Origin of the sequence: Chromobacterium indicum (genome assembly GCF_039708975.1) — a bacterium.
Lineage (GTDB): Bacteria > Pseudomonadota > Gammaproteobacteria > Burkholderiales > Chromobacteriaceae > Chromobacterium > Chromobacterium piscinae.
The window spans coordinates 37,140-50,354 of sequence record NZ_JAYFSJ010000013.1 but is presented as its reverse complement, the minus strand read 5'-3'; the positions used below and the strand labels follow the sequence as shown (position 1 = coordinate 50,354).

The following is a 13,215-nucleotide window of genomic DNA, read 5'->3' as shown; positions in this document are numbered from 1 at the left end:
AACCTGGTCCGAAACCGAAGAAGGAAGATGGGACGGATGATCGTCGCCGGCATGTAGACCCGCCAAACGCGCCAAAGCATCCGACACTACCAGTCCACGATCCAAAGAAGAAGTAACTGGGTACTCAGAGCCTGCATAGTAGTAGGACCAATAGTGGTCTGAACAAAAAGCCTTCCCATTTTGGGAAGGCTTTTTTACGAGCGTTGGCTTCGTTTTCTGTTGAAGATAAAGGCTCACCCCCCCTGCCGAAACAACGCCGGGCTATGTTGCAGCCGGGCAGTGGCGATGCCGCCGCCGCTCGAACCGCCGGCCGCCGGGAAGCAGGCCGCCGTGCCTTCTACTTGCAAAGCGACAGCCTCGCCCGGCTGAGGGCAGCGGTGGCCGGGGACACGGGCGGCCAGCAGGCAGCCGTCGTCCAGCGCCAGCCGCACGCTGGCGTCGTGGCCGTAGAAGCTGACATCCAGCACCCTGGCCTGGACGCCGGCGTCGCCGGCCGGCAGCAGGCGGATCTGTTCCGGCCGCAGCAGCACGGTCACGTCTCCCTGCGGCATGCCGTCCAGCAGCGGCAGCCGGCCCAGCGCGCATTGCGCCTCGCCGCCGTGGGCGCGGCCGGGCAGCAGCACGGCGTCGCCGACGAAATCCGCCAGCTCCGGGCTGGCTGGGCGCTGGTACAGCGCCAGCGGCGCGGCCACCTGCAGTAGCCGGCCTTGCCACAGCACTGCCACCCGGCGGCCCATGGTCAGCGCCTCGGCCTGGTCGTGGGTGACCATCAGCGCGGTGGTGCCGCTGGCGGCCAGCGCGTCGGCCACCGCCTGGCGCGTTTCGGCGCGCAGCGCGGCGTCCAGCGCCGAGAACGGCTCGTCCAGCAGCACCAGCGCGGGCCTGGGCGCCAGCGCGCGCGCCAGGGCGACCCGCTGTTGCTGGCCGCCGGACAGCTGCTGCGGCGCGCGGCCGGCGAAGTCGGCCGGCAGGCCCACCATGTCCAGCAGTTCCGCCACCCGCCGCCGCTCGCGGCGTTCGCCGCGCGGCAGGCCGAACACGATATTGTCCGCTACCGATAGATGCGGAAACAGCGCGCCTTCTTGCGGCACGTAGCCGATCTGGCGCTTTTCCGGCGGCAGATGGATTTGCGGGCTGCTGACCAGCTTGCCGCCGATGACGATGCTGCCTTCATCGCAGCGCTCGAAGCCGCACAACAGCCGGAGCAGCGTGGTCTTGCCGCTGCCGGACGGGCCCAGCAGCGCCAGCAGCGAGCCTTGCTCCACGGTGAGGCTGATGTCGTCCAGTACCCGATGCGTGCCGAAGCGCTTGCCCAGATTCTCTATTTTCAGTTCCGACATGGCGGATCTTCCTGTTGATTCCATGGTTGCGCCTGGCCGCCCAGCACCGCGCCGCGTCCCAGGCAGGACATCAGCAGCCAGGTGGCGGACAGCGACAGCGCGATCAGGATGGCCGCGTACGGCGCGGCGGCGGCGAAGGCCAGCGCCGCGGTGTCGGCCCATACCTGGGTGGCCAGCGTCTCGGTGCCTATCGGCGCCAGCAGCAGCGTGGCGGTCAGTTCGGTGATCACCGAGATGAACACCAGGCTGGCGGCGGCGCCCAGGCCGGGGGCGGCCAGCGGCAGCACCACTCGCCACAGCGCCTGCCACCAGTTGAGCCCCAGCGAGCGCGCCAGCTCTTCCAGCCGGCTTTCCGCCTGCAACAGCGCGCTCCTCACGCTGACCAGGGCCAGCGGCAAAAACATGATGGCGTAGGCCAGGGCCAGCATCGCCGCGGTCTGGTACAAGGGTTTCAGCCACTGGATGGCCAGGTTGACCAGGGCCAGCGCGATGACGATGCCGGGCACGCCCTGGGCCAGATACACCACCCGTTCCAGCAGATGGGCCAGCCGGCCCGGATGGCGCGCCAGCAGATAGCCCAGCGGCAGCGCAAGCAGCGTGGTCAGCGCGGCGGCGGACAGGCCCAGGCCCAGCGAAGAGGCGGCGGCGGACAGCAGCAACTGCGGCGACACCTCGGCCGGCGTCACCGCGTCCGCGCCCGGCTGCAGCGTCCAGTACAGGATGGTGGCGATGGGGGCCAGCAGCGTGGCGGCGCTTTGCAGCAGCAGCCAGGCCAGCGCCGGCCAGCGTTTCCAGCCCAGCTCCAGCCGGCCGGCGGCGCGTCGTGCGCCGCGGTCCAGCCGCTGGTAGCGGCCTTGGCCGCGCACGCGCAGCTCGGCCAGCAGGATCAGCACGCCGGCCGCCATCAGCACGCTGGCCAATAGCGAGGCGCCGGCGCTGTCGAAGCTGGCGCGGTATTCGGCGTAAATCTCGGTGGTGAAGGTGTGGAAGTGCAGCAGCATGAAAGCGCCGAACTCGGACAAGGTGGACAAGGCCACCAGCAGCATGCCGCCCAATAACGCCGGTTTCAGTTGCGGCAGCGTCACCCGCAAGAAACAGGACCATGGCGACAGGCCCAGCGCGCGGGCGGTTTCCTCCAGCGCCGGGTCCATATTGCGCAGCACCGCCGACACCGGCAGGTAGACCAGCGGCGTGTAGGCGGTGGTCAGCACCAGCCAGGCGCCCCAGAAGCCCTGCAGCTCAGGACTGATGGACACCCAGGCGAAGCTAGTGATGAAGGGCGGGATGGCCAGCGGGGCGACGCACAGCAGCGCCCACAGTTTGTGGCCCGGCAGCCGGGTGCGCTCCACCAGCCAGGCGGAGGCGGTGCCGGCCACGGCGCAGCTGAAGGTGCTGGCCAGCACGATCAGCGCGGTGTTGCCGGCCAGCCGGGCGACGATGGGGCGCAGCAGCAGCTCGGCGGCGTCGCCGCCGCCGTAGCTGACCGCCTGCCACAGCGTGAAGCCCAGCGGCAGCAGCACCAACGCCGCCACCAGGGCGGCGCAGGCGATGAGGCCGAGCGGCCGCCGGCCGCCGCCGGCGGCCAGGCGCAAGACCGCGCCGTTCATTTACAGCAGTCCCGCCTGGCGCAGCAGCTTGGCCGACTGGCTGTCGTCGCCCAGTTTCTGCATGTCCAGCGGCGGCGGATTCAGCTGGTTGAAGGGCTTCAGCTGCGGGGCCGGGGCCACGCTGGGCAGCAGCGGGTATTCGAAGGTGATGTTGCTCTTGGCGATCAGCTGCTGGGCGCGCGGGCTGACCAGGTAGGCCAGGAACTTGTGCGCCGCGTCGGCGTTGCGCGCGGTTTTCAGGATGCCGGCGCCGGACACGTTGATCAGCGCGCCGACGTCGGCGTTGCCGAAGTGGTAGAGCTGGCTGTGCATGCCTTTGCTGCCCAGCTCCATCTGCAGGCGGGTCCAGTAGTAGTTGTTGATCACGCCGATGGCGACGCCGCCGCGGTTCACCGCCGCCACCACGCCCTCGTTGTCGTCAAAGGTCTGGGCGTTGTCGCGCAGGCCCTTCAGCCAGGCCAGCGTCGCCGGCTCGCCCTTCAGCGCGCGCACGGCGCTGACCAGCGGCAGGAAGTCGCCGTCGGACGGGGCGATGGCCAGCTTGCCTTTCCATTGCGGCTTGGCCAGATCCATCAGCGAGGCCGGCATCTGGGCGCCGGCGGCCAGCTTGTTGTTGAACACCAGCACGTTTTCGCGCGCCATCACACCTACCCATTCGCCCTGCGGCGAGCTGTAGCGCGCCGGGATCGGCGACAGCGTGGCGGCCGGCAGCTTGGCCAGCATCTGCTTGCCCTCCAGCAGCATCAGCTCAGGCGAGTTGGAGGCGAAATAGACGTCGGCCGGCGAAGCCTTGCCTTCGGCCAGCAACTGGGCCGCCAGCTCCGGGCCTTCGCCGGAGCGGATCTTGACGCCGATGCCGCTCATCTTCTCGAAGTCGTCCGCCAAGAGCTTCACCGTCTGCGGGTGCTGGGCGTTGTACAGCACCAGGCTGGCGGCGAGAGAGAGCTGGCTGGCAGCTAGCAGGCCGCCGGCGAGCAGCGCGGCGATCAGTTTTTTCGTGTTCATTTGTCTTTCCTTTGCAAGCGGGGGTTACAGGCCGGCGAACAGTGCCTCGCCGATGTAGCCGCCGGAGCGCGCGCCCGGCGGGCAGGCGAAGATGGCGCTGGCCACGTGAGTGATGTATTGGTTCATCATGTCCATCGCCGCCAGCTTCTTGTTGATGCGGATGAAGCCGCTGCGCGGATCGCGCTGGTAGGCGAGGAAGAACAGGCCGGCATCGTATTCGATGCCCTGGCGCCACGGCGGCCAGCGCTCGGCGGTGAAGTTGGCGCCGTCGTTGTAGGAATACGCCCGGCGCAGGATGCGCGCGCCGTCGTTTTCCTGCGGCGAGGCGACGCGGGAATGGGCGGAGTCCGGAATCACCGGATTGCCGTCCTTGTCCACCGCGTCCAGCTTCATCGGCTCGAATTCCTGTTTCTGGCCCAGCGCCGCGCCGCTGTCCTTGTAGCGGCCCACCACTTCCTGCTGGAAGCCCAGCTCGGTCTTGTCCCAGTGCTCCAGCGCGATGCGGATGCGGCGCGCCACCAGGTAGCTGCCGCCCTTCATCCAGCCGCCTTCGTCGCCGACCCAGACGAACTGGCTCATCAACGCCGGGTCCTTGGGCGACGGATTGTTGGTGCCGTCCTTGAAGCCCATCAAGTTGCGCGGGGTGCCGCCGCCGGGCGCGCCACTGGCGAAGCCGGTCTGCACCCAGCGCACGGCGGCGACGCCGTCGGCCAGCGCGGCCAGCTGCCGCACTGCGTGGAAGGCCACTTGCGGGTCGTCGGCGCAAGCCTGGATCGACAAGTCGCCGCCGCTCTTCTCCGGCACCAACTGGTCGCCGTTGAACTTGGGCAGGTCCACTAGCGCTTCCGGCCGGCGCGCCGCCAGGCCGTAGCGGTCCACGCCGTCCTTGGAGAACAGGCCCGGGCCGAAGCCGAAGGTGAGGGTCAGCCGCGCGGTGGCGAGGCCGACGGCTTCGCCGGAGTCCAGCGGCGCCTTGTCGGCCTGGCCGGTCAGCGCGCGTGCCGGCAGAGCGCGGGCCAGGCGGCCGGCGGCGTCGGTCCAGGCTTTCAGCAGCGCGATCACGTCCGCGCGCTTGGCGGTGTCGGCCAGGTCGAAGGCCGCGAAGTAGCTGTTCTGCTGCTGCGGGGTGAGGATGCCGCCCTGGTGCGGGCCGTAGAACGGTTCCTGGTCCTTCGGGACTGGCGGCTTGACGGCCTTGGCATGGACGGCCGCCGCCCGGGCGACGCCGGACGCGCCGCCCAGCCAGCCGGCCAGCGCCAGCGCGCCGCCGCCGGCTAGGAATCCCCGCCGGGACGGCTGCTTGGGGGCTTGGCCGTCGCTCATTTCGCCAACACCAGATTGTTGTTGTCGTCGGTGACGTAATAGAAGCCGTCGCCTTCCGGGGTGAGGGCGATGCCGAACAGGTCGCCGTTGCCCGGCGGGGTCTGCGCCTTGTTGGCGTCTATCCAGCGTGCGCCCAGCTGGTCGCCGTTGGCCGGGTCGATCTCCACCACCTTGCCGTTGGAGCCGTTGGTGGCCAGCAGGTGGCCCTGCGGCGTGGCGGTCAGCGCCAGCGGACGCAGCAGCAGGCCGTCGTGGGTCAGCGTGCGGCCGACGCCGGCGCTGGTGGTGCGGCTGGCGGCGTCCCAGATCTCGCTGATGCGGTTGCCCAGCGCGTCGGAGACGTAGAGCTTGTCGTCCTTGCCGTAGACCAGGCCGGTGGGGCCGACCAGGAACACGCCCTTGTCGGCCTGCTCGCCGAAGCCGCTGGCCACCACGGTGCGGTTGACCACTTTCGGCGGCTTGCCGGCGGGGATTTCCAGATCCAGCCGGAGCACGGTGGCCTGGTTGATCACCGGCGGGGTGCCCTTGGCGCTGCCGACGCCGAAACCGGCGTTGCTGACGAACAGCGTGGCTTTGTCGCCGTTGTCTATCACCGCCATATTGCCCCAGGGATCGTTGATGTCCGGGCCGGACCACACGTCCACCAGCTTGCCCTCGGTGTCCAGCACCATCAGGCAGCCGGCGCCCTTGGTGTCGGTGGTGCCGTCGTTGCTGGGGGTGCTGCCGACGATCACCCAGCCGCTCTTCAGCACCGCCATCGCGGTGGACAGGCCGACGCCGCCCGGGCATTGCGCCAGCGTGCGCGGAATCTGCGCGAACAGCGTCAGGTTTTTGCTGTCCGGGTGGTAGTTGACGATGGTGCTGCCCATGCCTTGCAGATTGGCGGCGTTGTTGAAGTTGTCCACCAGCACGTCGCCGGCCTTGATCTTGCCGGAGGTGATGGGCGAGACGACGATGGCGTACGGGTTCTGGTCGCCGTTGTCCGGCACGGTGTTGGTCAATACGGTGTGGCGCTTGATGCCGGCCAGGAAGACGTCGCCGGCGTGGGCGCCGCCCGCCAGCGCCAACAGGGCGGCTGCGGCGGCGAGCAGCTTGCGCTGCGGGAATTCCAGTTTCATTGTTGCGTTCTCCAGTGGTGCGGCGGCTCGCGATCAGAAGGTGATGTTGGTTTTCAGGCCCACCACCCAGTTGTTGGGGATGCGTTGGGTCTGAGTCGGGTCGTTCGGCGACACCACGCCGGCGCCGACGTTGCGCACGTACTGCACATCGGCCTGCCACTGCCACCACGGGGTCAATTGATAGATATAGGTGGCCTCGACCTGGGTTTCATCGCCGCGCACCGGATAGGCCAGGTTGCCGTTGGCGATGCCGGTGTCGGCGTCGTTGCCGGCGGCGTGGTTGCCCACCTTGACGTAGCCGAAGGCCAGGCCGACGGTGTCGTTGTCGCGGCCGGCGAACGGCGCGGTCAGCGTCACGCCGGCGTTGGCGGAGAAGCTGACCAGGTTGCGGTCGCCGGGCGCGCCCATCACGCGGGTGAACACGTTCAGCGTTCGCGTGCTGTCCTCGGCCGGCCGCCACACGGTCTGGTCGGCCACCGCGTAAACGCTGTAGTTGCCGTTGTGCAGCTGCGGGTTGGCCAGGTTGAGCGCCAGCGGCTGGCCGTTGACGTCCCAGCGGGTGTCGGCGGTTTTATGGTTCAGATACCAGAAGCCGATCTTGTAGGTGCCGGGCAGGCCGCCGATGCCGTTCAGCGGGCGCGGGGTTTCCAGCGCGCCGTTGGATGGCAGGTTGCGGCCGTATTGCAGCTCGCCGATGAACAGCGTGCCGCCGTGAGTGCTGAAGGTGGTGCCGTATTTGTTCAGCTGCTGCGCGTCCGCGCCGGGAGGCGTGTAGCGCGCGGGGTCGCCGGCGAAGGCGCCGCCGAGCAGAGTGACGTTGTCGCCTATCTTGCCGCGCAGCCGCACGCCCAGGCCGGACAGCGGATAGGCCGGGCCGCCGGCCGGCAGGTCGGCGGACGGCACCGCCGGCCAGCCGAACATGGTGCCGATGAAGGCGCCGCCGTACTGTGTGACCATGAATTCCTGGTCCAGGCTCTGCTGGCCGATCTTCACATCCAGCCGCTCGCCGTTCAGCTGCTGCTGGAACCAGGCCTCCCACAGCCGGGTGGCGCGGTCGGCCTCGATGCCGCTGGCGCTCTGGATGCTGCCGACGTGGTCGGCGCTGAACGGCTTGCCGTGGATGTCCAGCACGCTGACGTTGAAGCTGCCGCCGTTCCACCAGCCTGCGCGTTGGGTGTCCAGGCCCAGCGTCAGCGTGGTGAGGCCCTGGTAAGCGCCGCCGTATTGCGCGCCGCCGCTGACGTTGCGCAGGTATTCGCTGCTTTCCGCCAGGCCTAGCGTGACGCCGTTGCGGCCCAGCGCCGAGCGCAGGCCGCCCATGTCGCCCAGCAGGGTGGAGCGGTTCCACCAGCCGGTCCACTGGCTGTCGGGCTTGGCCTTGATCGCCTGGTCGGCTTCCGGCAGGTCGGCGGGATTGACGTCGGCGTCGGCGCTGTCGGCGGCGCGGGCCAGGCCGGCCAGCAGCAGGCTGGAGGCGACGGCGCAGGCCAGCAGCCGGCGGGGTGGTGCGTATCGTTTCACAGTGTCACTTCTCCCTATGAGGGGTTCCATTGCATCCCGAAGTAATGCGTATCGTTCTCGTTATTCGGCCGGAACGTGCCGGCCGCGAAGCCATGACCGCCGCCGTTGTACGGCAGTGGACTGTTTCAGCATAGAAAAACGAAAATCATTCTCAATGGTTGACTGTAGCTGTGGATTTTTTTGTCAGACAGCTTGCCGGGCGACAGATGGGGCGCAAGAGCGAGGTAAAGAATGGATATTGCTGATTGTCAAACATGAAACCATGTTTTAACGAATGCTTTTTGTACGGCGGTGTCGCAAACAGGATAGTGACTTCTCGTCCGCTTCCTTTAGAATCGATCGAGCATGTAAAAACAGCCGCGCGGAAAAAGCGTTGGCGCACGACAGAACAAGGAAGGAAAACCATCAATGAGCAATTCGGTAACCCGCGCTGATTTCGACCAGGTCATGGTGCCCAACTACGGCCCGGCCGGTTTCATCCCGGTTCGCGGCGAAGGATCCCGCGTCTGGGACCAGGACGGCCGCGAATTCGTCGATCTGGCCGGCGGCATCGCCGTCAACTCGCTGGGCCACTGCCACCCCGAGTTGGTGGCCGCGCTGACCGAGCAGGCGAACAAGCTGTGGCACGTGTCCAATGTGTTCACCAACGAGCCGGCGCTGAAGCTGGCCAGCCTGCTGGTGGAGAAGACCTTCGCCGAGCGCGTGTTCTTCTGCAACTCCGGCGCCGAGGCCAACGAGGCAGCGTTCAAGCTGGCGCGCAAGTACGCTCATGACAACTTCGGCGCGGACAAGAACCAGATCCTGTCTTGCGTCAATTCCTTCCACGGCCGCACGCTGTTCACCGTCAGCGTCGGCGGCCAGCCCAAGTACACCGAAGGCTTCGGCCCGGTGCCGGGCGGCATCGGCCATTTCGAATTCAACGACATCGAATCGCTGAAGGCGGCCATTTCCGACAAGACCTGCGCGGTGGTGATCGAACCCATCCAGGGCGAGAGCGGCGTGCTGCCGGCCGATCCGGAATTCCTGAAAGCCGCGCGCGAGCTGTGCGACCAGCACAACGCGCTGCTGATCTTTGACGAAGTGCAAAGCGGCATGGGCCGCACCGGCGCACTGTACGCCTACCAGCAGTACGGCGTGACGCCGGACATCCTGTCCTCCGCCAAGGGCATCGGCGGCGGCTTCCCGATCGGCGCGATGCTGACCACCGAGAAAGTGGCCAAGAGCTTCGGCATCGGCAGCCACGGCTCCACCTACGGCGGCAATCCGTTGGCCTGTGCGGTGGCCCACAAGGTGGTGTCCATCGTCAGCTCTCCCGAGGTGCTGGCCGGCGTCGAGGCGCGCCATAACCGCCTGGCGGCCGGTCTGGAAGCGATCAACGCCAAGTACAAGGTGTTCAAGCTGGTGCGCGGCAAGGGGCTGTTGATCGGCTGCGTGCTGACCGACGAATACAACGGCCGCGCGCGCGAATTCCTGAAGGCTGCCGAGAAGCAGCAGCTGATGATTCTGGTGGCGGGCCTGAGCGTGCTGCGCCTGGCGCCGTCGCTGGTGATCAGCGATGCCGACATCGACGAGGGCCTGAAGCGCCTCGACGCCGCCATCGCCGATCTGCAGTCCGCCAAGTAAGCCAGGCAAGGCCCGCCGGGCGGCAGCGCCGTCCGGCCCTCTAGACCCAGACTCAACCGCCACGACCCCGCTTCGGCCGGGTCGCGGCTGCGGCTGCGCCCGCGATACGCGCGGCCGCCCCAACCCAGGGAGGTAGTCCCATGTTTACCGTGCGTCCCGTCCGCACTTCGGACTTGCCGGCGATCGAGCGGCTGGCCCAGGCCAGCGGCATCGGCGTCACCAGTTTGCCTAGCAACCGCGAGAAGCTGTTCGAACGCATCCAGCAATCGGTCAGCGCCTTCGAGCACGAAGCCAGCGGCGAGTCCAGCCGCGACTACTACATGTTCGCGCTGGAGCAGGGCGGCGCGGTGGTGGGCACCGCGTCGATCTGCGCGTCGGCCGGCTTCGACGAGCCGTTCTACAGCTACCGCAGCGAAACCGCCGTCCATGCCTCCCGCGCGCTGAAGGTCAACAACCGCGTCCACGTGCTCAACATCTGCCACGACCTGACCGGCACCGTGCAGTTGTGCGGTTTCTTTGTCGACAGCGGGCTGGAGGCCATCGCCGCCGAGCTGATGTCGCGCGCCCGGCTGCTGTTCATCGCCGGCGAGCGCGAGCGTTTCGGCCGCCGCATCATCGCCGAGATGCAGGGCGTGCATGACGACGCCGGCCAGTCGCCGTTCTGGAACGCCATCGGCCGCCGCTTCTTCAACCTGGATTTCCTGCAGGTGGAGCAGGCCTTCGTCAGCCACAGCAAGACCTTCATCGCCGAGCTGATGCCCAGCTACCCGATCTACGTGCCGCTGCTGCCCGACGAGGCGCAGCAGGCGATCGGCCAGATCCACCCGCACTTCGAGCGCGTTTGCCAATTGCTGTGCAAGGAAGGCTTCGAGGCCGACAACTATCTGGACATTTTCGACGGCGGCGCGGTGCTGACCGCCGAGCTGGACCGCCTGAAGACGGTGGAGCACAGCCGGGCTTACCCGGTGGAAATCCAGGCCAGCCTGCCGGCGCAGGCCAGCCTGCAGCTGGTCAGCAACCAGCGCCTGGCCGGTTTCGCCGCTACCGCCGCCCGCGTGGCGGTGGTGGACGGCGTGGCCTTCATCAATCCCGACGCGGCCAAGGCGCTGGGCGTATCCAGCGGCGACATGGTGCGCGTCGCCGGTTTGCAGCAAGACTAAGGAGGCCTGGCCATGATGTTTATCCGTCCCGTTGAACACAAGGACCTGCCGGGCTTGATGGAGCTGGCCAGGAGCGCCGCCAGCGGCGGCGTGGGCCTGACCTCGCTGCCGATCAACGAAGACCGGCTGCAAAAGCGCATCGCCCGCTCGGTGCTGTCTTTCTCCGGCGAGCTGGACCGCGCCGACCACGGCTACGTTTTCGTGCTGGAGGATTCGGAAAACGGCAAGGTGGCCGGCATCTGCGCGGTGGAAGCCGCCGTCGGCCTGAAGGAGCCCTGGTACAACTACCGCATCGGCACCATCGTCCACGCGTCGGAAGAGCTGGGCGTCTACAGCCGCCATGAGACCTTGTTCCTGTCCAACGACCATACCGGCTATTCCGAGCTGTGCACGCTGTATCTGCACCCGGACTACCGCGTCAAGCGCAACGGCGGCCTGCTGTCCAAGAGCCGCTTCCTGTTCCTGGCGCAGTTCCCGCAGCTGTTCGGCAAGATGGTGGTGGCCGAGATGCGCGGCGTGTCCGACGAAACCGGCCGCTCGCCGTTCTGGGAGGCGCTGGGCCGCCACTTCTTCTCCATCGATTTCGCCGAGGCCGACTACCTGACCGGCATCGGCCAGAAGGCTTTCGTCGCCGAGCTGATGCCCAAGCATCCGGTCTACGTCGACTTCCTGGAGCCGGAAGCGCAGGCGGTGATCGGCCTCACCCACGAGGCCACCCGTCCGGCGGTGGCGATGCTGGAGTCGGAAGGCTTCCGTTACGAGGGCTATGTCGACATCTTCGACGCCGGTCCGACCGTCCAGGCCTACACCGGCGACATCCGCGCGGTGAAGGAAAGCCAGCGCCTGCCGGCGCGCGTCGTCGATCCGCTGCCGGACGGCGACAAAGAATGCTATCTGGTCTGCAACGACGCCTTGCAGGACTACCGCGCGGTGCTGGTGGAGTCGGCTCGGCCGCAGGGCGAATTCTGCCTGACGCCGGAACTGGCGCAGGCGCTCAAGATTAAAGACGGCGATCACGTCCGCTGCGTGACGCTGACGCCGAAGGAGGCAGCGCAATGAGCAGTCTGTTCATCGATGGCAAGTGGCTGGCCGGCGACGGCGAGTCCATGGCCAAGACCAACCCCGCCGACAACGCGCCTCTGTGGCAGGGCCGCGCCGCGGACAGCGTCCAGGTGGATGCCGCCGTGCGCGCCGCCCGCGCCGCCTTCCCGGCCTGGGCCCGCGCCGGTCTCGACGCGCGCGCCGCGGTGGTGCGCCGCTTCGGCGAACTGCTGACCGAGCGCAAGGCCGAGCTGGCCCGCGCGATCGCCCAGGAAACCGGCAAGCCGCTGTGGGAAGCGACCACCGAGGTCACCACCATGGTCGGCAAGATCGACATCTCGCTGAAGGCGCTGGCCGAACGCACCGGCGAGCGCGCCGCGGCGATGGGCGACGCCCAGGCGGTGCTGCGCCACAAGCCGCACGGCGTGGTGGCGGTGTTCGGCCCGTACAACTTCCCCGGCCACCTGCCGAACGGCCACATCGTGCCGGCGCTGCTGGCCGGCAACGCGGTGATCTTCAAACCGTCCGAGCTGACGCCGTGGACCGCCGAGGAAACCGTCAAGCTGTGGGCCGAGGCCGGCCTGCCGGCCGGCGTGATCGGCCTGGTCCAGGGCGCCAAGGACACCGGCGTGGCGCTGGCCGGGCATGACGGCCTGGACGGCCTGTTCTTCACCGGCAGCTCCGCCACCGGCGCGCTGCTGCACAAGCAGTTCTCCGGCCGCCCGGACAAGATCCTGGCGCTGGAAATGGGCGGCAACAATCCGCTGATCGTAGGCCCGGTGGCCGACGTGGACGGCGCGGTGCACCACGTGATCCAGTCCGCCTTCGTCTCCGCCGGCCAGCGCTGCACTTGCGCGCGCCGCCTGCTGGTGCCGCAAGGCGAGTGGGGAGACGCTTTCGTCGCCCGCCTGGTCGAGGTGGCCGGCAAGCTGCGCGTCGGCAAGTTCGACGCCGAGCCGGCGCCGTTCCTGGGCGCGGTGATCTCCAACGCCGCCGCCGACGCGCTGCTCAAGGCGCAGGACGCGCTGCTCGCCGGCGGCGGCAAGCTGCTGCTGACGATGCGCCGCGTGGAAGAGGGCGCGGCGATGCTGACGCCGGGCATCGTCGACACCACGGCCGTCGTCCGCCCGGACGAAGAATTCTTCGGCCCGTTGCTGCAAGTGATCCGCTACGCCGATTTCGACCAGGCCATCGCCATCGCCAACGACACCCGCTTCGGTCTGGCCGGAGGCGTGTTGTCCGACAGCCGCGAGCTGTACGACCGTTACTGGCTGGAATCGCGCGCCGGGGTGGTCAACTGGAACAAGCCCTTGACCGGCGCCTCCAGCGCCGCGCCGTTCGGCGGCATCGGCGCGTCCGGCAACCATCGCCCCAGCGCCTACTACGCGGCCGACTACTGCGCCTATCCGGTGGCCTCGCTGGAGTGCGACAGCCTGGCGCTGCCGGCCCAGCTGTCGCCCGGCATCGTGCTGTGAGG

At 68.2% G+C, this 13,215-nt stretch carries 10 protein-coding genes; 4 read left to right on the top strand and 6 right to left on the bottom strand.

Translation table 11 applies throughout. The annotated features are described in order from the left end of the window. Nucleotides 1-233 precede the first annotated feature (233 nt). Genes VA599_RS17605 through VA599_RS17580 form a run of 6 tightly spaced genes read right to left on the bottom strand, consistent with a single transcriptional unit; the run spans nucleotide 234 to nucleotide 7,914 of the window. A complete protein-coding gene (locus tag VA599_RS17605) occupies nucleotides 234-1,340 on the bottom strand; it encodes an ABC transporter ATP-binding protein (protein WP_346789798.1) in 1,107 nt (368 codons plus the stop codon). Continuing rightward, nucleotides 1,328-2,947, bottom strand: coding sequence for an ABC transporter permease (locus VA599_RS17600; protein ID WP_346789796.1), 1,620 nt, complete (start codon nucleotides 2,945-2,947; stop codon nucleotides 1,328-1,330). Before VA599_RS17600 ends, VA599_RS17605 begins: the two co-directional genes overlap by 13 nt. Further along, nucleotides 2,948-3,952 carry an iron ABC transporter substrate-binding protein gene (locus VA599_RS17595; RefSeq protein WP_346789795.1) on the bottom strand — a complete coding sequence of 335 codons (1,005 nt, stop codon included), beginning with the start codon at nucleotides 3,950-3,952 and terminating at the stop codon, nucleotides 2,948-2,950. A gap of 24 nt (nucleotides 3,953-3,976) precedes the next feature. After that, nucleotides 3,977-5,275 (bottom strand): iron uptake transporter deferrochelatase/peroxidase subunit, encoded by a 1,299-nt coding sequence (efeB, locus tag VA599_RS17590; RefSeq protein ID WP_346789794.1) that lies wholly within the window; start codon nucleotides 5,273-5,275, stop codon nucleotides 3,977-3,979. Beyond that, entirely contained in the window at nucleotides 5,272-6,393 is a 1,122-nt protein-coding gene (locus VA599_RS17585; RefSeq protein ID WP_346789793.1) for an NHL repeat-containing protein, read from the bottom strand. The genes efeB and VA599_RS17585 overlap by 4 nt, the downstream gene beginning before the upstream one ends. Before the next feature lie 33 nt (nucleotides 6,394-6,426). Further along, nucleotides 6,427-7,914: a carbohydrate porin gene (locus VA599_RS17580; RefSeq protein ID WP_346789792.1), complete on the bottom strand. Its 1,488-nt coding sequence runs from the start codon at nucleotides 7,912-7,914 to the stop codon at nucleotides 6,427-6,429. A gap of 408 nt (nucleotides 7,915-8,322) precedes the next feature. Between VA599_RS17580 and VA599_RS17575 the strand changes: the two genes are divergently transcribed. The 4 genes from VA599_RS17575 to astD all read left to right on the top strand — a co-directional run bounded on the left by VA599_RS17575 (nucleotide 8,323) and on the right by astD (nucleotide 13,213). Further along, complete coding sequence (locus VA599_RS17575) at nucleotides 8,323-9,537, top strand: aspartate aminotransferase family protein (RefSeq protein ID WP_021475900.1); 1,215 nt, start codon at nucleotides 8,323-8,325, stop codon at nucleotides 9,535-9,537. Nucleotides 9,538-9,677: 140 nt separating this feature from the next. Continuing rightward, nucleotides 9,678-10,697 (top strand): arginine/ornithine succinyltransferase subunit alpha, encoded by a 1,020-nt coding sequence (gene aruF / locus VA599_RS17570; RefSeq protein WP_021475901.1) that lies wholly within the window; start codon nucleotides 9,678-9,680, stop codon nucleotides 10,695-10,697. Nucleotides 10,698-10,709: 12 nt separating this feature from the next. Then, complete coding sequence (gene astA, locus VA599_RS17565) at nucleotides 10,710-11,756, top strand: arginine N-succinyltransferase (RefSeq protein ID WP_104946577.1); 1,047 nt, start codon at nucleotides 10,710-10,712, stop codon at nucleotides 11,754-11,756. After that, the gene (astD, locus tag VA599_RS17560) at nucleotides 11,753-13,213 is read left to right on the top strand and encodes a succinylglutamate-semialdehyde dehydrogenase (RefSeq protein WP_346789791.1); all 1,461 of its coding nucleotides are present in this window, start codon (nucleotides 11,753-11,755) and stop codon (nucleotides 13,211-13,213) included. The genes astA and astD overlap by 4 nt, the downstream gene beginning before the upstream one ends. The last annotated feature ends 2 nt before the right edge of the window (nucleotides 13,214-13,215 follow it).

Bases quoted from the DNA above. Each gene is read 5' to 3' on its own strand.
- VA599_RS17585 (WP_346789793.1), bottom strand. From the start codon at position 6,393: ATGAAACTGGAATTCCCGCAGCGCAAGCTGCTCGCCGCCGCAGCCGCC.
- VA599_RS17600 (WP_346789796.1), bottom strand. From the start codon at position 2,947: ATGAACGGCGCGGTCTTGCGCCTGGCCGCCGGCGGCGGCCGGCGGCCG.
- astD (WP_346789791.1), top strand. From the start codon at position 11,753: ATGAGCAGTCTGTTCATCGATGGCAAGTGGCTGGCCGGCGACGGCGAG.
- astA (WP_104946577.1), top strand. From the start codon at position 10,710: ATGATGTTTATCCGTCCCGTTGAACACAAGGACCTGCCGGGCTTGATG.
- VA599_RS17575 (WP_021475900.1), top strand. From the start codon at position 8,323: ATGAGCAATTCGGTAACCCGCGCTGATTTCGACCAGGTCATGGTGCCC.
- VA599_RS17595 (WP_346789795.1), bottom strand. From the start codon at position 3,952: ATGAACACGAAAAAACTGATCGCCGCGCTGCTCGCCGGCGGCCTGCTA.
- VA599_RS17605 (WP_346789798.1), bottom strand. From the start codon at position 1,340: ATGTCGGAACTGAAAATAGAGAATCTGGGCAAGCGCTTCGGCACGCAT.
- aruF (WP_021475901.1), top strand. From the start codon at position 9,678: ATGTTTACCGTGCGTCCCGTCCGCACTTCGGACTTGCCGGCGATCGAG.
- efeB (WP_346789794.1), bottom strand. From the start codon at position 5,275: ATGAGCGACGGCCAAGCCCCCAAGCAGCCGTCCCGGCGGGGATTCCTA.